Genomic DNA, 16,754 nt, shown 5'->3' on the forward strand with positions numbered 1-16,754 from the left:
TTCTTGTTTTGTCAGCCGATCGCCTGCGTCAGCACGTCTTCGTGGCTAGCGGCGCGAAAGCCATGGCTGGCGACCAGTTTACCGCGCCGGAACACGTGCAGCGTATCGGCGAGCTCGTAAACCTCGGGCAGATAGGACGAGATCAGGATGATGCCGGCGCCCTTGGACAACAGTTCCCCGAACAGGCGGTAGATCTCGGCCTTGGTGCCGACATCGACGCCGACCGTAGGCTCGTCGAAGATGAACAGCTTAGCGCCGTGCGCCAGCCATTTGCCGATAACGATCTTCTGCTGGTTGCCGCCGGACAGGCTGGAGGCCAGGGCGCCGCGTGTTGGCGTTTTGATGCGGAGGCCGGCGATCTGGCGATCGGCTTCAGCCTTTTCCTTCGTGTTCGAAATCAGCAGGTTGTTGGAGATGCGCTTGTAGATCGGCAGGTTGAGGTTGAGGCCGACCGGCAGGTTCAGGCACAGGCCCTGGTCGCGGCGGCTTTCCGGCGCCAGCGCCATGCCGAGCTTGATCGCGTCGTGCTCGGAATTGATCAGCACCGGTTTGCCTTGCCAGCGGATCTGGCCGGCCGACTTCTTGTGGCGGCCATAGAGCGTGGTGACAAACTCGCTGCGGCCGGCGCCGATCAGGCCATAGAGCCCGACGATCTCGCCGGCACGCACTGTTATCGAGACGTCTTCGAAGCCCTTGCCCGACAGGTTTTTCGCTTCAACGATCACGGCACCGGGGGTGAAATGCTCCTTGTGGTAGACTTGCTCGATCGAGCGGTTGATCATCATCTTGACCAGCTCGGCGTCATTGGTCTCGGCAATGTTGCGGGTGCCGACCAGCGTGCCGTCGCGCAGCACCGAGACGCGATCGGCGAGTTCGAACACCTCTTCCATGCGATGGCTGATGTAGATGATGGTGACGCCTTCGCCCTTGAGCCTGCGGATCAGCGTAAACAGCTGGTCGGCTTCCTTGCGGGTGAGATAGGCGGTCGGCTCGTCGAAGATCAGGAATTTGGTGCCGCGCACGGTGGCGCGGGCGGCGGCGATCAGCTGCTGCTGGCCGATGGTGAGGTCACCCAGCATGACATGCGCCGGCAGGTCGAAGCCGAGACCGTCGATGATCTTCTGCGCTTCCTTGACCATGGCGCGCTGCTGCAGGATGCCGAAGCGCGAATTCTCCTCGCCGAGGAACATGTTGGCGGCGACGGTGAGATGGCGACAGAGCACGACCTCCTGATGCACGGCGTTGATGCCCAGCGCCATTGCCTCGTGCGGGGTTGCCAGCGCTGCCGGCTTGCCCTCCCAGATGACATCGCCGGAGGTGCGCGGCATGACGCCGGTCAGAAGCTTGATCAAGGTGGATTTGCCGGCGCCGTTCTCGCCGACGATGGCGTGGATCTCACCTGCCTTGAAGGCAAGGTGAACGGGCTTCAGCGCATGCGTGCCGGGATAGCGTTTTTCCAGCCCGTGCAGTTCGAGGATCGTCCTGCCGGGCGCTAGCGTTGGGGCCGGGTGCAGTTCCTGCGCCGTGGGCGTCATGACAATCCTCCCAGATTGGCCTTACGGTTGGCACGTCGCGATGCAGTCAAGCCGCATCGTCGAGGTGATTCAAGCCTGTGGATATTCAAGCTTGTATCCGGTGTTTCCGGGGCGCGAGGCCCCGGAAAGGATTTTTGGTTGACGGGCTCAGAGCTTCGGGTTGAGCAGGGCGTCGATCTTGGGGTCTTTCATGTTTGCCTTGGTCACCAGGTTGGCGCCGGTGTCGACATTGGCCTCGACCTTCTCGCCCTTCGAGGCGGCGAGCGCGGTCTTGATGCCGTCATAGCCCATCCGGTACGGATCCTGGACGACGAGCGCGGAAATGACGCCGTCATTGAGGAACTTGATCAGCTTCTCGTCGCTGTCAAAGCCGACCAGCGCCAGCTTGCCGCCAAGGTTATTCTCGGCGACAGCCTGACCGACGCCCTGCGCCATGATCAGGTTGGACGCGAAGATGCCCTTGAGGTTCGGGTTGGCGGTGATCAGGTCGGTGGCGATGTTGAGACCGGTCGTTGCCTGGCCGTCGGCATATTTGTCGGCGACGAGCTTGAGCCCCGGATACTTCGCGGCCAGCTGCTCGGTGAAGCCCTGCTTACGCTGCTCCAGCGAACCGGCGCCCGGCGCGTTGGTGATCAGGGCGACGTCGCCCTCGATCTTGCCGCCATTGGCTTCGCCGATGGCTGCTGCAAGACCGTCAGCGGCGACGCGTCCGCCCTGCACATTGTCGGTGGTCAGGAACGAGGTGAACGCCTTGGAGTCGGCACCGGAGTCGATGCCGATGACCTTGACCTTGCTGGCCGCTTCATCGATCGGCTTGCCGAGCGCCTTGAATTCGGTCGGCGCGATGACGATCGCGGCCGGGTTGCCGGCGACGGCATTCTCGAGGATCGAGACCTGGCCGTTGACGTCGGTTTCAGCCTGGGCGCCGAGTTCGGGTACGTTGACGCCGAGATCCTTGCCGGCCTTGCGGGCGCCGGCCAGGACGATCTGCCAGTAGAAGGACGTGGTGTCCTTGACGATGATCGGAATGGTCACGTCCGCCGCCGAAGCCGGCGCCGTGTGCAGCGTGCCGGCAAGCATCGAGGCGGCAGCTAGTGCCATCAGTGAGCGGCGGTTGAGAATGCTGGTCACGAATTTCATTAGGAATCCTCCCTAGATCGCCCGGTGAAGGTTACGGAAGCTCCATTTGGATAGGCGCGGCCCAAACAGAACTTTATCAATAAAAAACAGTTGCCGCTTTTTGATAGTGCATCGGTCCGGCCGACGCAAGCGGTGTTTCATATCGGCCTGCGCATGGCTTGGCGGGGAAACCTCCCTGCCGATCCTCAGTGCCACGTCCAGACGCTCCCGATCCTCCTTGATCATAATGGAATATTAATTCCACCGTCGAGTCAATATGGAATGTTCATTCCTTCTTGAGAACCGTGATCGTGGCGTTTCGTCAGCCGAGCTCCTGCACGATGGTGTAGGGAGCGTAGCGGGCGAATTCCGCTTGCGGCACCTGGACGTCGAACAGGTCGAGGTTGCGCGTCAGGTTGGCGGGCTTGGCCGTTCCGGTCAGCACGCTGGCCACGACAGGCTCCTGCAGCGGAAACTGCAATGCAGCCGCCGCCAGCGGATATCCGCCCTCATCAGCGATTTTCTCCATCGCGCCGACACGCTCGAGTATGTCCTGCGTCGCCGGCAGATAGTCGAAATGCGCGCCGTGCACCGGCCCGGTCGCCAGGATGCCGGAGTTGAAAACGCCGCCGATGATGAGCGAAGTCTGTCGCTCACGACACAGCGGCAGCAACTCGGCTTCAGCCGAGCGGTCGAGCAGCGAATAGCGGCTGGCCAGCAGGATGCAGTCGAGCGGTGCTTCGCGCAGCACGTCGAGGCAGATCTGCACCTCGTTGACGCCGAGCCCATAGGCGGAAATCACGCCGGACGTTTTAAGCTCGTCCAGCGCCTTCAAGCCGCCGTCCATCAGCTGGCGAAAGTGCAGCTTCGTCTTCTCGACGCCATGTGTGTAGGTGCCGATGTCGTGCACAAACAGGATGTCTATCCGGTTCAGCCCGAGCCGCGCATAGGAGAACTCGACCGAGCGCATGATGCCGTCATACGAGTAGTCGTAGTCGAGCGCGAAAGGCAGCGGGTCGACATAGGAATGATCGGGAACCTGGTCTTCCGGCACCGGGCGGAACAGCCGTCCGACCTTGGTCGACAGCACATAGGAATCCCGCGGCTTGTAGCGCAGGAAATCGCCGGTCCGCCGTTCCGACAGGCCGAAGCCATAGAAGGGCGCGGTGTCGAAATAGCGCAGGCCGGCATCCCAGGCTGTCTGCAGCGTCTCCATCGCCGCTTCGCGCGGACAGGCACGGTAGAGCCCGCCGATCGCCGCCCCGCCGAAGCTTATCTCGGTTACCTCGAGCGCAGTCGTGCCGATGCGGCGTTTGTCCATCCAAAGCCTCCCCTTGTGAGCCGTCGTTGCAGCCCGCTTTTTTCGTCGGTGGTTAGAGCGTCGCGCCGAGGTGCCACGGCACGAACTCGTTGTCGCCGTAGCCGAACGCCTCGCTCTTGGTCTTGCGGCCCGATGCCGTCTCGACGATGAGTTCGAAGAGTTCCCGGCCCATGCCGGCGATGGTCTTCTCACCCGAAGCGATGACGCCGCAATTGACGTCCATGTCCTCTTCCATCTGGTGGTACATGGTCGAGTTGGTGGCGACCTTGATCGACGGCGTGGGCCGGCAGCCGAAGCAGGAGCCGCGGCCGGTGGTGAAGACGATGATGTTGGCGCCGCCCGCCACCTGACCGGTCGCCGAGACCGGGTCGTAACCGGGCGTGTCCATGAACACCAAGCCACTGCCGGTGACCTTTTCGGCATAACCGAAGACGCCGTTGAGCGGAGTCTGGCCGCCTTTGGCCACGGCGCCCAGCGACTTTTCCAGGATGGTGGTCAGGCCACCGCGCTTGTTGCCGGGCGAGGGGTTGTTGTCGATCGAGGCGCCGTGCTTGGCGACATGGTCCTCCCACCATTTGACGAAACCGTCGAGCTTCTTGGCGATCTCCGGCGTTGCCGCGCGATAGGCGAGCAGATGTTCGGCGCCATAGATCTCCGTCGTCTCCGACAGGATGCCGATGCCGCCGACGCCGGCCAGGATGTCGACCGCCGCTCCCAGCGCGGGATTGGCGGTGATGCCCGACATGCCGTCGGAACCGCCGCATTGCAGGCCGACGACGATCTCCGAGACCGGGATCGGCTCGCGCTGATACTGGCCGACTTCCTCGGCGATTTCGGCGAGCACGCCCATCGCCTTTGCGACCGATTTGCGCGAACCGCCGGCGTCCTGAATATTGAAATGGCGTTTTCCCGCCGCCGCACCCTTCTGGCCGTAAAGGGTGAGCTGGTTGACCTCGCAGCCGAGGCCGACCATCAGCGCGCCGCCGAAATTCGGGTGGCGGGTGTAACCGGCGAGCGTGCGGTGCAGCACCATCATGCCGTCGCCGGTGCCGCTCATGCCGCAGCCCTGGCCATGGACGATCGGGACGAAGCCGTCGATCCCCGGATATTTCGGCAACAGCACGCGGTTGGCCTCGTCGGCAATGGCGTGGCAGACGGTGGCCGAGCAATTGACGCTGGCGATGATGCCGATGAAGTTGCGCGTGCCGGCACGGCCATCGGCGCGACGATAGCCCATGAATGTCCGGGCGCGGTCGGCTTCGGTGGCATGCTCCGCTTCGCTCGGCGGCACGACCGGCAGACGGCCGGACTCGAAGACCAGATTGTGCGAATGGACGTGGTCGCCGGGCGCGATGTCCTGGGTGGCGCGGCCGATGGCCTGGGCATACTTGACCACCGCCTCGCCGACGGCGATAGGCTTGATCGCCACCTTGTGGCCGGGCTCGATCAAGGCCGTGGCGACGGCGCCGCCGGGCAGAGGGGTGCCGATCTCGATGCGGCCATTGGCGACCGCGACATTGTCGGCGGGGGACAGAAGAATGCTGTTCGAGGCGTTCACGGGCAGTTTCCTGGGTCTGTTCCTGGGGATGCGCGGATTGACACGCGTCTGTTTACATATAATGTCTTTTATCGTGAAAAAACATTTGTGCGTCAATTGTTTTTTCAGGAGGAGACCGTGCGTCCGATGGACGCTTGGCTTGTGGGGAGCGGCGTCTGACACGCAGAGCGTTTGCTCTGCCGGGTGAGAGCCAGGACATATGTGATATCGCGCTTCAAGCCAGCCACAGCAAGCGCCGGCGCGCAACGGGGCAGGGATGTCGAAGAGCAACAACGTCTACAAGGACGCTTACAACAGGGGTCTGCGGCTGCTCGATGAAACGCAGAGCCTGCCGTCGGAGCCGGAACTGGGCACTTTGCTCGGCGTCAGCCGGACCACCGTGCGCACCATTCTGGCGCGCATGGAAGAGACCGGGCTGATCGCGTGGAACAAACGCAGCAAGACAGTGCTCAGGGCGCCGAAGCCGGATGATTTCTTCCCCGAGGAGGAGACAGACACACTGGCCCAGATCATCGAGCGGTCGTTTATGCGCAGATTGCTGGCTGGCGGCGCCGAGGCCGGCATGCAGATCAACGAGCTCGAACTGGCGCGCGAGATCGGCGTCGGCACCACCAGCGTGCGCGAGTTCCTCATCCGCTTCTCCCGCTTCGGCCTGATCGAGAAGCGGCGCAACAGCCACTGGGTGCTGAAGGGGTTTACGCGAGCCTTCGCGCTCGAACTCACTGAAATCCGCGAGATGTTCGAGATACGCTCGGCGGCGGCCTTTGCCGCCTTGCCTGGGGATAGTCCGGTCTGGGCGGATCTCGACCGGCTGGAAGACGAGCACCGGCTTCTGGCCAGCGAAATCGCCATCCGCTTCAACGAATTCTCGGAGCTAGACGAGCGCTTCCACCGGCTGATCCACCGGGCGTCGCACAACCGCTTCATCGTCGATTTCTACGACGTCATCGCCATGATCTTTCACTACCACTACCAGTGGAACAAGGCGCAGGAGCGCGAGCGCAACGAAGTCGCGGTGAGCGAGCATCTCGCCTACATCGCGGCGCTGAAATCGCGCGATCTCGGCAAGGTCGACGCCGCCTGCCGCAAGCATCTGAAGTCGGCACGCCACACGCTGTTGACGTCGATCCCGGAAATCGGTCGGATTGCTTCTTAACGCGCCGCGTTGCCGCAGCGATGATTTGGCGATTTTCCGGCCGCGTGACGCATGCTAGGTATCCGCCGTTGCTGCGTGAAGAGGCAGATCCTTGAACTTCGGGCGTAAGAGATGGAGCATGATGGCCGCGTTTGTCGCGACCTGTGTGCTGCTGCTCCAGTCGACGCTCGGCGTGTTTGCCTTCGGCATTGCGCCGGATGCCTCGCAACTCGACGCTTTCGGCAATGTCATCTGCAGCCATGAGGGAGCGGTCAAGCTTCCCGGCGGCGATCCGCACCAGCAGCATATGCCGGCGTGCTGCATGCTCGGCTGCAGCATGGCCTCCGTCGCCTATGCGCCGCCGGCAGGCGTCGGCCTGGCGCCGGTCAGCCAGTCCTTGGAAACAGTCGCTTTTGCCCCGCCGGCAGTCAGGTATCCCGACGTCACGCGCGAGCGCTCTCCGGCCAATCCGCGCGCGCCGCCGCTTGCGGGCTGAAAACCGCCGCTCGCTTTGCGTAACCTGCGCAGGCGATAATCATCCAATGACAAACACGTTCGCAGCCCGACAACGGCGCGACCTTATATTCATGGAGCCTACCCATGTTCCGTTTTCTTCGTGCCGGCGCGTTGCACCGCAGCACCCGTTTATTCAGCACTATCGAGCAGCGTCTCGGCAGTGCCCTGTTCGCCTTTGCACTGTTGTTCGTCGGCTCCCATTCCGTCCTTGCGCATGAATTCAAGGCCGGTGACATCGAGATCGAGCATCCCTGGTCGCGCGCCACGCCGGCCGGCGCCAAGGTTGCCGGCGGCTATTTCACCATCGTCAACAAGGGCAGCGCGCCAGACCGGCTGCTATCGATTTCCTCCGACATTTCGGGCAAGGCCGAACTGCATGAAATGGGGGTGAAGGATGGCGTCATGACCATGCGCCCGGTCAGTGGTGGCCTGGATATCCCGGCGGGCGGCAAGGTCACGCTGGGTCCCGGCGCCTATCACGTGATGTTCATGGATCTGAAGCAGCCCCCTAAAGAAGGCCAGATGTTTGCCGCTACGCTGACTTTCGAGAGGGCCGGAACCGTGACCGTCGAGTTTGCCGTGCAAGCCATAGGCAGCGCGCCACCCCTGGAAGACAACGACTGACCAATTATTGCCAATCAATTTTTTCGAGAGGGACCCATCATGAACAAGCATCATTTGCCGGCCGCTGCATTCCTCGTCCTGGGGACAAGTGCCGCCTTCGCCCATATCACGCTCGAAACACAGCAGGTTGCGGTCGGTTCGACCTACAAGGCCGTGCTGCGCGTGCCGCATGGCTGCGAAGGCAAGGCGACGATTGCCGTGCGCGTGCAGATCCCGGAAGGGGTGATCGGGGTGAAGCCGATGCCCAAGCCCGGCTGGACGCTGCAGGTCAAGAAAGGCAAGTACGAGAAATCCTACCAGCTCTATGGCGAGGCGGTGACCTCGGGCGTCAAGGAAGTCGACTGGAGCGGCGGCAGCCTGCCGGATGAATTTTATGACGAGTTCGTCTTCCGCGGCACGTTGGCCGCCGATCTGCCGGCCGGGCAAAAACTCTATTTTCCGGTGGTGCAGGAATGCGATGGCGCCACCACGCGTTGGATAGAGATTCCGGCGGCTGGTCAGGATGAGGATGCGCTGGAAGATCCGGCCCCCGGCCTCAACCTGCTGCCGAAGAAATGATGCATTGGCGGCGCGCTGCTTCGAAGCGGCGCGCCGCTGTTTTGGTGGATGGCATGAGCGTGGCCTGTTTCCAGCGGATAGAACGGACAGTCGGCAGGTGTTTCGGCCTGCTGGCTGCGATCCTGCTGCTTGCCGTCCTTGCCACGCCAAACCAGGCCTTTGCCCATGCGGCGCTGATCAAGGCCGAGCCTGCCGACGGCGCGGTTCTGGAGCGAGCGCCGACGCAATTTTCGCTGACCTTCAGCGAGCCTGTGTCGCCGCTGGTGCTGACCTTGGTGCGGCCCGACGGTACGCCTGTCGCTTTGACCTCGTTTCGGTTGAGCGACCAAACGGTTGAGATCGACAATCCACAAAAGCTCGGGCCGGGCACCCATGTCTTGAGCTGGCGGGTGATTTCCGCCGATGGCCATCCGGTCGGCGGCTCGGTGCTGTTTTCCGTTGGCGCGCCAAGTGCGGCGCCGGCGGTGGGGGAAGCTGTCGATATAGATTTGCGGTCAGCGATCTGGACCGGCAAGGTTCTTCTCTACATCGGGCTTTTCCTCGGCATTGGCGGCGCCTTCGCGCTGACATGGCTGGCGCAAGGCCAGCGCTCAGGCCAGCGCTTCGTCATTGCCGCCATCCTGTGCGGGCTGGTCGCAGCACCCCTGTCGCTCGGGTTCCAGGGGCTGGACGCGCTGGGCGCGCCACTCGCCCGGCTGGCGCAACCGGTGGTCTGGCGGACGGCGCTTGGCACCAGCTTCGGCTGGACGGTGCTGATTTCGCTGGCGGCGCTCGGGCTTGGCCTGCTGTCGTTGGTCGGATCGCGTGCTGGCGCCAGGCCGTTGGCGCTCGCCGGGCTGGCCGGTGTGGGTGCAGCCCTTGCCGCCAGCGGCCATGCCAGTGCAGCCGAACCGCAATGGCTGACGCGGCCTATGGTGTTCCTGCATGGCGCCGGCATCGCTTTCTGGGCTGGAGCACTGCTGCCGCTCGGCCTGGCGTTGAGCAGCCAATCGGTGGAAGCCGGGGCGTTCCTGCGGCGGTTTTCGCGCGCGATCATGCCCGTGGTGGTAGTGCTTGCCGCCGCCGGTGTGGTGCTCGCCATCATCCAGGTGCAGACACCGGCGGCACTGGTCAACACCGCCTATGGCCGGCTGCTGCTGATCAAGCTGGCGCTGCTGGTGTTTCTGTTCACGCTGGCGGCGGTCAATCGATGGCGGCTCACCGCCTTGGCCGAGGCCGGAGCGACGGAAGTGCGGCGACGGCTTAGCCGCTCGATCTCAGTCGAAATGCTGATCGTGCTCCTGATCTTCGGCGTTGCCGCCGGCTGGCGCTTCACGCCGCCGCCACGGGCCCTGGCAATCGCCGCGGCACAACCGACGTCGACCCATATCCACACTATGAAGGCGATGGCCGACATCGACATCACGCCCGGCCATACCGGGGAGGTCACCGCCTCCATCGTCATCATGGATGGCGATTTCGGCCCGCTCGACGCCAAGGAAGTGTCGCTGGTGCTGTCCAAGCCCGATTCGGGGATCGAGCCGATCAAGCGTCCGGCGACCAAGCCAGGCGACGGCACCTGGCGGGTCGATAATCTCGTCATTCCGATTCCAGGCCGCTGGACGGCGCGGCTCGATATTCTGGTTTCGGATTTCGAAGTGATAAAGATCGAAGCGCCGATCGATATCCGCGCCGAGTGATATTCAGCCCGCCCGCGAAGGACGCTCAGCCGAGTTCCTGGGCTAACCCGATGAGATGCCCTTCCGGCCCGCGGATGTAGCAGAGCCGATACACCTCCTGGTAACGGACGACTTCACCGACCAGCTGCGCGCCACGCTTGCGGAGCCTTTCCAGCGTGTCGTCGATGTCGTCCACGGTAAACATGACGCGCAGGTAGCCCAGGGCGTTGACCGGGGCGTTGCGGTGATCGGCGACGACAGTCGGCGTGAGGAAGCGGGAGAGCTCGAGCCGGCTATAGCCATCCGGTGAGCGCATCATGGCAATCTCGACGTGCTGATCGCCGAGCCCGGTGACACGTCCGGCCCACTCGCCTTCGATCGTCGCCCGCCCTTCCAGTTCGAGGCCGAGCTCGCAAAAGAAAGCAATCGTCTCGTCAAGGTCATCGACGACGATTCCGACATTGTCCATCCGTTTGACTGCCATATGTCCAACCTATCGCCATATGTTCGATCGGCAAGGCGTCGCCTGGTCACCAACTGACCCTTCCTGACTCGGTTTGACACAACGCCGACGCAACACAATTCGGCGAGGCGGTTGACGTGGCGCGAAAGGCCCGTCAATCATCTCGCCGAAAAATGGGCATCCCGAAAAACGCGGCCTCAACAAAATCCGAAAGCAGGGAAGAAACGATGGAAAAAGCCGAAATCGGCCTGATCGGCCTTGGCACAATGGGCTCCAACCTCGCGCTCAACATTGCCGAGCACGGGCACCGCATCGCCGTCTTCAACCGCACCAAGGCGCGCACCGATGCCTTCCTCGAAGGCGCCGGTTCGCTCAGGGACATGGTGGTGCCCTGCTACAGCCTGGAGGAACTGGCAGCTGCGATCAAGCCGCCGCGCCCGGTCATCATCATGGTGCTGGCCGGCAAGCCGGTCGACGAACAGATCGAAGCGCTGCGCGGCGTGTTGTCTGACAACGATATCGTCATCGATGCCGGCAACGCCAATTTCCGCGATACGATGCGGCGCTTTTCGGAACTGTCGGGCTCGGGTCTCACCTTCATCGGCATGGGCGTATCGGGCGGCGAGGAAGGCGCGCGCCACGGGCCGTCGATCATGGTCGGCGGCACCGAAGACTCCTGGAAGCGCGTCGAACGCGTGCTGACCGCGATCTCGGCCAAGTTCAAGGATGAACCGTGCGCTGCCTGGCTCGGCACAGACGGCGCCGGGCATTTCGTGAAAACCATCCACAACGGCATCGAATATGCCGACATGCAGATGATCGCCGAGATCTACGGTATCCTGCGTGACGGTCTCGGCATGGGGCCGAAGGAGATCGGCAAGGTCTTTGAGAACTGGAACAAGGGCCGGCTCGATTCGTATCTGATCGAGATCACCGCCAGGGTGCTGGCCGCTGACGATGCAAAGACCGGCAAGCCGGTAGTCGACATCATCCTCGACCGTGCCGGCCAGAAGGGCACCGGAAAATGGTCTGTCATCGAGGCGCAGCAGCTCGGCATTCCGGCGACGGCCATCGAGGCGGCGGTGGCGGCCCGCGTGCTGTCCTCGATCAAGGATGAGCGGCAGGCGGCCGAAAAAGCCTATGGCAATATCGGCGTCACCAAGATCTCCGGCGACAAGGCGGCACTTCTGAAAGATCTGGAGCTGGCGCTGCTCGCCGGCAAGATCGCCGCCTATGCACAAGGTTTCGCGGTGATGAGCGCCGCCTCGAAGGAGTTCAACTGGAACTTGCCGATGCCGACCATCGCCAAGATCTGGCGTGCCGGCTGTATCATCCGCTCGCAGATGCTCGACACCATGGCGGAAGCCTTCGGCTCGGGCGGCGCGTCCACCAACCTTTTGATGGCGCCGGCTTTCACCACCATGATGCAGGAGGCGCATCCGTCGCTTAGGCGCACCGTTGCCAAGGCATCGGAAGCAGGCTCGCCGGTGCCTGCACTGGCGTCGGCACTTGCCTATTTCGACAGCTACCGCCAGGGCCGCGGCACCTCGAACCTGATCCAGGCGCAGCGCGACTTCTTCGGCGCGCATGGCTTCGAGCGCATCGGCGAGCAGGGCGCTTTCCATGGGCCATGGGGAAGTGGAGCGGCCGGATAGGGTCAGGTGAGGCGGACCTCTCAGGTCGTGCCAGTCAGCCCTGATACGCGACGACGTCGCCTGGCTTGACCACAGTCTGCAAAGAGCCAGGTGCCGCGCCGCCTATCCAGCCCAGCACGGCGCGGGCAAGCTCGGTGCCGGCGAGGCGGAAATCTTCGTTGACGATCAGCAACTCCCGGCGGAACAGATGCAGCAGTTCCGACGATTGCTTGGACACGACATCGACGTCGCGGCCGAGTTTCAGGCCGGCATCCTCGATGCCGGCGACGATGGCCAGCGTTGCTGCGGCGGCGCTGCTGACGAAACCGTCCGGCCTGACGTCGCGGCGCATCAACTGCGCGGTCCGCGTCCTGATCTGATCGATCGACTGGTCGATCGAAACAGCGTTGAACGGCACTTCGCTGGCGTCGACCTCGCTCAGTGCGTCGGCAAAGCCATTGACCGTGTGGTCGTAATAGGTGAGCCCGACCGGCGGCGCTACCAGCGCCAGCCGGCGCCGGCCGACGCCGGCCAGATGGCGCACCGCTTCGGCGGCGAAGGCGTAATTGTCGAAGTCGTGATAGGGGTGGACAAGCCCCATGTCGGTGCGGCCATGCGTGGCAAAGGGTATGCCGCGCTCCAGCATGTAGCGGGCGCGCGGATCGTTGGGCTGCGTGCGTGAGATGATGACGCCATCGGCCGAGCCGGACTCGACCAGATACTTTACCGGGTCCAGCGGATCCTGCGAGCGCGAGTAGGGCGTGACGATCAGGTGATAGGGTGTGTCGGCAATGACCTCCGAGACGCCGTAGATGATGTCCGAGACAAAGCTCATGATCTCGCGCTCGGTATTGAGCACGAGGCTGATAACATTGGTCTTGCCGGTCCGCAGGCGCACGCCGGCGCGGTTCGGCCGGTAGCCGATCTGCCTCGCGACGAGTTGAACCCGCCGCCTGGTCTCGGCGCCGATCTCGGGTGCATCCTTGAGCGCGCGCGAGACGGTGGTGACGCCGAGCCCGGTCATGAAGGCAAGCGTCTTCAGCGTCGGCCGCTCATGCGCCGACGCCTCGTCGTCCTTGTCCGTCTGGTCCCTGTCCATTCGTCCCGCCCCTCAGGCGCATAGCAGCCGCCGGACCAGCCGACAATCGCTTCGATGACGATGTGGCACGGTTCTTCGCAGTCAGGCCTCAATATACTGAAACGTTACAGATTTCCAACATCGCAGCGCGTGGGCCTCTCAAGCCATGGTTTTGGCAGGGTTTTGGCGGCCAGAAACGTAGCGCGACAATCAGGTTCGAGACGGTTTTCTTGCGCTGCAGCATGATTTTGCAGCGCAGCACCCGGTTTTGCGCGCAGTTTGCCGGTTCGCACGCAACGAATTTGTTCGCGCCTCGAAAAAACATTCGAGCGCGTTTATCTCAGGGGTTGCACGCACCGCATAATTGCCGTATCGAAAATCTGTAACGTTTCAGATTCTGGGAGGAACCGAAATGCGCTATAGACTTTTGACCGCTGCCCTTGCCGCGACGGCCGCGCTTCAGCTTGCCGGCCCGGCGGCCGCCACCGACCTGGAAGTGACCCATTGGTGGACATCGGGCGGCGAGGCGGCGGCGGTTGCGGAATTCGCGAAGGCTTTTGACGCGACCGGCAATCACTGGGTCGACGGCGCCATTGCCGGATCCGGCGGCACGGCACGGCCGATCATGATCAGCCGCATCACCGGCGGCGATCCGATGGGCGCCACCCAGTTCAATCACGGCCGGCAGGCCGAAGAACTGGTGCAGGCCGGCCTGATGCGCGACCTCACCGATGTCGCCACCAAGGGCAAGTGGACGGAAATCGTGCGGCCGAAGAGCCTGCTCGACAGCTGCACCATCGACGGCAAGATCTATTGCGTGCCGGTCAATATCCACTCCTGGCAGTGGTTGTGGCTGTCGAACGAAGCCTTCGAGAAGGCCGGCGTGCCGCTGCCGAAGGACTGGAATGAATTCGTGGCGGCAGCGCCCGCCCTGGAAAAGGCGGGCATCATCCCGCTCGCTGTCGGCGGACAGGCCTGGCAATCTTCCGGCGCCTTCGACGTGCTGCTGGCGGCGGTCGGCGGCACCGACGCGTTCCTTAAGGTCTACAAGGACAAGGATGCCAAGTTCGCCGCCGGGCCCGAGATCGCCAAGGTCTTCAAGGCCGCCGACGATGCCCGCAAGATGGCGAAGAACACCAATGTGCAGGACTGGAACCAGGCAACCAATCTCGTCATCACCGGCAAGGCCGGTGGCCAGATCATGGGTGACTGGGCGCAAGGCGAGTTCCAGGTTGCCGGCAAGGTCGCCGGCAAGGACTATGCCTGCCTGCCGGGCCTCGGTCTGAACGAAGTGATCGCCACCGGCGGCGACGCCTTCTATTTCCCGCTGCTCAAGGATGCCGACAAGTCCAAGGCGCAGGAGGTGTTGGCAGAGACGCTGCTCGACCCTAAGACTCAGGTCGCCTTCAATCTCAAGAAGGGTTCGCTGCCGGTGCGCGGTGACGTCGATCTCAATGCGGCGAACGACTGCATGAAGAAGGGTCTGGCGATCCTCGCCAAGGGCGCCGTCATCCCGTGGACTGACCAACTGCTTTCGCAGGACACCCAGAAGCAGAAGGAAGATCTCTTCGCCGAATTCTTCGCCAAGCCGGACCTGACCATCGAAGACGCGCAGAAGCGCTTCGCCGACCTCATCGCTTCGGCAGACTGACGTTGGAGGCAATACACCTCGCTCCCGGCCTTGCGAAAGCAGGGCCGGGATCGCACCGCCCTTACCCAGCCGGCTGACGAGATGAGCAAGAGCGAACGCCCCAACCCGCTGTTCCGCAACCTCAATGCGAAGGTCGCCTCGATCCCGATGATCCTCACCGCGTCGGTGGTTTTCGTCGGCGGCACCGTCTGGACGGTGTTCTATTCCTTCACCAATTCGAAGCTGCTGCCACGGCTGAATTTCGCCGGGCTCGACCAGTATTACCGGCTGTGGGCGACGCCGCGCTGGCTGATCTCGATCGAGAACCTTTTGATCTACGGCGCGATCTCGCTGGTGTTCTCACTGGTCATCGGCTTCCTGCTTGCAGCGCTTCTCGACCAGAAGATCCGTTTCGAGGACACGTTCCGCACCATCTTCCTCTATCCGTTCGCGCTTTCCTTCATCGTCACCGGCCTGGTCTGGCAGTGGCTGCTCAATCCGGATTTCGGCATCCAGCATGTGGTGCGGGACCTCGGCTGGACGAGCTTCAACTTCGACCCGCTATACAATTCCAGCATGGTCATCTACGGCATTTCGATTGCGGCGCTGTGGCAAGGCACCGGGCTCATCATGTGCTTGATGCTGGCCGGCCTGCGCGGCATCGACGAGGACATCTGGAAGGCGGCGCGGGTAGACGGGATCCCGATGTGGAAGACCTATCTGTTCATCGTCATCCCGATGATGCGGCCGGTTTTCATCACCACGCTGGTCATCATCGCGTCGGGCATCGTCAAGGTCTACGACCTCGTTGTCGCCCAGACCAGCGGCGGCCCCGGAATCGCCTCCGAAGTGCCGGCCAAATATGTCTATGACTACATGTTCTTCGCACAGAATCTTGGCCAGGGCTTTGCCGCCTCGACCATGATGCTGCTCTCGGTGGTGATCGTCGTCGTGCCGTGGGCCTACCTTGAATTTGGAGGCAGGAAGCGTGGCTGACCCGGCCGTCCCTTTGCCCGCCAGCGCGGGTGCCGCCGAGCGCGAAGCCTCCGGGCCGCGCGGGCCGAAGCCGCGGCATGTCTTCTCGCGCCGCAATATCTACCTCTATGGCACGCTGATCGTGGTGGCGGTCTACTATCTGCTGCCGCTCTACGTGATGGTGGTCACCTCGCTTAAGGGCATGCCCGAGATACGGATGGGCAATATCTTCTCGCCGCCGCTCGAAATCACGTTCGAACCGTGGGTGAAGGCGTGGGCGACGGCCTGCACCGGCCTCAATTGCGACGGGCTTTCGCGGGGCTTCTGGAATTCGGTGCGCATCACTGTGCCGTCAGTGCTGCTGTCGATCGCGATCGCCTCGGTGAACGGCTATGCGCTGGCCAACTGGCGCTTCAAGGGCGCCGACACATTCTTCGTCATCCTGATCGTCGGCGCCTTCATCCCTTATCAGGTGATGATCTATCCGATCGTCATCATCCTGCGCGAGATCGGCCTCTACGGCAGCCTCAGCGGCCTGGTGATCGTCCATTCCATATTCGGCATGCCGATCCTCACGCTTTTGTTCCGCAACTATTTTGCCTCGATGCCGGAAGAGCTGTTCAGGGCGGCACGGGTCGACGGCGCCGGCTTCTGGGGCATCTTCCTGCGGATCATGGCGCCGATGTCGCTGCCGATCTTCGTCGTCGCCATCATCCTGCAGGTGACCGGCATCTGGAACGACTTCCTGTTCGGCGTCGTCTACACCCGCCCCGACACCTATCCGATGACGGTGCAGCTCAACAACATCGTCAATTCGGTGCAAGGCGTGAAGGAGTACAACGTCAACATGGCCGCCACCATCCTGACCGGCCTTGTGCCACTCATCGTATACTTCATTTCCGGCAAGCTTTTCGTGCGCGGCATCGCCGCCGGTGCGGTGAAAGGGTGAT

Annotated in this window: 15 protein-coding genes; 9 read left to right on the plus strand and 6 right to left on the minus strand. The window is 63.0% G+C overall.

Features of this window, described 5'->3' with window-relative positions; all coding sequences use genetic code 11:
* Positions 1 to 11: 11 nt before the first annotated feature.
* The 4 genes from NKJ76_RS07050 to NKJ76_RS07065 all read right to left on the minus strand — a co-directional run bounded on the left by NKJ76_RS07050 (position 12) and on the right by NKJ76_RS07065 (position 5,533).
* A complete protein-coding gene (locus tag NKJ76_RS07050) occupies positions 12 to 1,535 on the minus strand; it encodes a sugar ABC transporter ATP-binding protein (RefSeq protein ID WP_031196896.1) in 1,524 nt (507 codons plus the stop codon).
* Between the two features lie 147 nt (positions 1,536 to 1,682).
* Entirely contained in the window at positions 1,683 to 2,675 is a 993-nt protein-coding gene (locus tag NKJ76_RS07055; RefSeq protein ID WP_023669816.1) for an ABC transporter substrate-binding protein, read from the minus strand.
* Positions 2,676 to 2,976: 301 nt separating this feature from the next.
* The gene (locus NKJ76_RS07060) at positions 2,977 to 3,975 is read right to left on the minus strand and encodes an aldo/keto reductase (protein ID WP_023735134.1); all 999 of its coding nucleotides are present in this window, start codon (positions 3,973 to 3,975) and stop codon (positions 2,977 to 2,979) included.
* Between the two features lie 52 nt (positions 3,976 to 4,027).
* The gene (locus tag NKJ76_RS07065) at positions 4,028 to 5,533 is read right to left on the minus strand and encodes a UxaA family hydrolase (RefSeq protein WP_023712307.1); all 1,506 of its coding nucleotides are present in this window, start codon (positions 5,531 to 5,533) and stop codon (positions 4,028 to 4,030) included.
* 256 nt (positions 5,534 to 5,789) lie between these two features.
* Here NKJ76_RS07065 and NKJ76_RS07070 point away from each other — a divergent pair, with 256 nt between their 5' ends.
* The 5 genes from NKJ76_RS07070 (at position 5,790) to NKJ76_RS07090 (ending at position 10,045) form a co-directional block, all read left to right on the plus strand.
* Complete coding sequence (locus tag NKJ76_RS07070; RefSeq protein ID WP_023692007.1) at positions 5,790 to 6,689, plus strand: GntR family transcriptional regulator; 900 nt, start codon at positions 5,790 to 5,792, stop codon at positions 6,687 to 6,689.
* 118 nt (positions 6,690 to 6,807) lie between these two features.
* Positions 6,808 to 7,164, plus strand: a complete 357-nt coding sequence (locus tag NKJ76_RS07075) for a DUF2946 family protein (protein WP_352537070.1) — start codon at positions 6,808 to 6,810, stop codon at positions 7,162 to 7,164.
* Positions 7,165 to 7,268: 104 nt separating this feature from the next.
* The gene (locus tag NKJ76_RS07080; RefSeq protein ID WP_023704234.1) at positions 7,269 to 7,808 is read left to right on the plus strand and encodes a copper chaperone PCu(A)C; all 540 of its coding nucleotides are present in this window, start codon (positions 7,269 to 7,271) and stop codon (positions 7,806 to 7,808) included.
* Positions 7,809 to 7,847: 39 nt separating this feature from the next.
* On the plus strand, positions 7,848 to 8,366 hold the full coding sequence (locus tag NKJ76_RS07085; RefSeq protein WP_352537071.1) for a YcnI family copper-binding membrane protein: 519 nt from the start codon (positions 7,848 to 7,850) through the stop codon (positions 8,364 to 8,366).
* A gap of 53 nt (positions 8,367 to 8,419) precedes the next feature.
* On the plus strand, positions 8,420 to 10,045 hold the full coding sequence (locus tag NKJ76_RS07090; RefSeq protein WP_352537072.1) for a copper resistance CopC/CopD family protein: 1,626 nt from the start codon (positions 8,420 to 8,422) through the stop codon (positions 10,043 to 10,045).
* 25 nt (positions 10,046 to 10,070) lie between these two features.
* On the opposite strand, the gene NKJ76_RS07095 is transcribed toward NKJ76_RS07090, so the two are convergent.
* Positions 10,071 to 10,508 carry a VOC family protein gene (locus tag NKJ76_RS07095; RefSeq protein ID WP_023820506.1) on the minus strand — a complete coding sequence of 146 codons (438 nt, stop codon included), beginning with the start codon at positions 10,506 to 10,508 and terminating at the stop codon, positions 10,071 to 10,073.
* A 206-nt stretch (positions 10,509 to 10,714) separates the two neighbouring features.
* On the opposite strand from NKJ76_RS07095, the gene gnd reads away from it, so the two are divergent.
* Positions 10,715 to 12,142 (plus strand): NADP-dependent phosphogluconate dehydrogenase, encoded by a 1,428-nt coding sequence (gene gnd / locus NKJ76_RS07100; RefSeq protein ID WP_352537073.1) that lies wholly within the window; start codon positions 10,715 to 10,717, stop codon positions 12,140 to 12,142.
* A 34-nt stretch (positions 12,143 to 12,176) separates the two neighbouring features.
* Here gnd and NKJ76_RS07105 read toward each other — a convergent pair whose 3' ends face one another.
* A complete protein-coding gene (locus NKJ76_RS07105; RefSeq protein WP_023824641.1) occupies positions 12,177 to 13,220 on the minus strand; it encodes a LacI family transcriptional regulator in 1,044 nt (347 codons plus the stop codon).
* Between the two features lie 391 nt (positions 13,221 to 13,611).
* Here NKJ76_RS07105 and NKJ76_RS07110 point away from each other — a divergent pair, with 391 nt between their 5' ends.
* The 3 genes from NKJ76_RS07110 to NKJ76_RS07120 all read left to right on the plus strand — a co-directional run bounded on the left by NKJ76_RS07110 (position 13,612) and on the right by NKJ76_RS07120 (position 16,753).
* The gene (locus NKJ76_RS07110) at positions 13,612 to 14,850 is read left to right on the plus strand and encodes an ABC transporter substrate-binding protein (protein WP_023683028.1); all 1,239 of its coding nucleotides are present in this window, start codon (positions 13,612 to 13,614) and stop codon (positions 14,848 to 14,850) included.
* An 81-nt stretch (positions 14,851 to 14,931) separates the two neighbouring features.
* Entirely contained in the window at positions 14,932 to 15,825 is an 894-nt protein-coding gene (locus tag NKJ76_RS07115; RefSeq protein ID WP_352537074.1) for a carbohydrate ABC transporter permease, read from the plus strand.
* The gene (locus NKJ76_RS07120) at positions 15,818 to 16,753 is read left to right on the plus strand and encodes a carbohydrate ABC transporter permease (RefSeq protein ID WP_352537075.1); all 936 of its coding nucleotides are present in this window, start codon (positions 15,818 to 15,820) and stop codon (positions 16,751 to 16,753) included. The genes NKJ76_RS07115 and NKJ76_RS07120 overlap by 8 nt, the downstream gene beginning before the upstream one ends.
* Position 16,754: the final 1 nt, after the last annotated feature.

Source organism: Mesorhizobium sp. M0029 (assembly GCF_040323735.1).
In the GTDB taxonomy this organism is placed as follows: Bacteria; Pseudomonadota; Alphaproteobacteria; order Rhizobiales; family Rhizobiaceae; genus Mesorhizobium.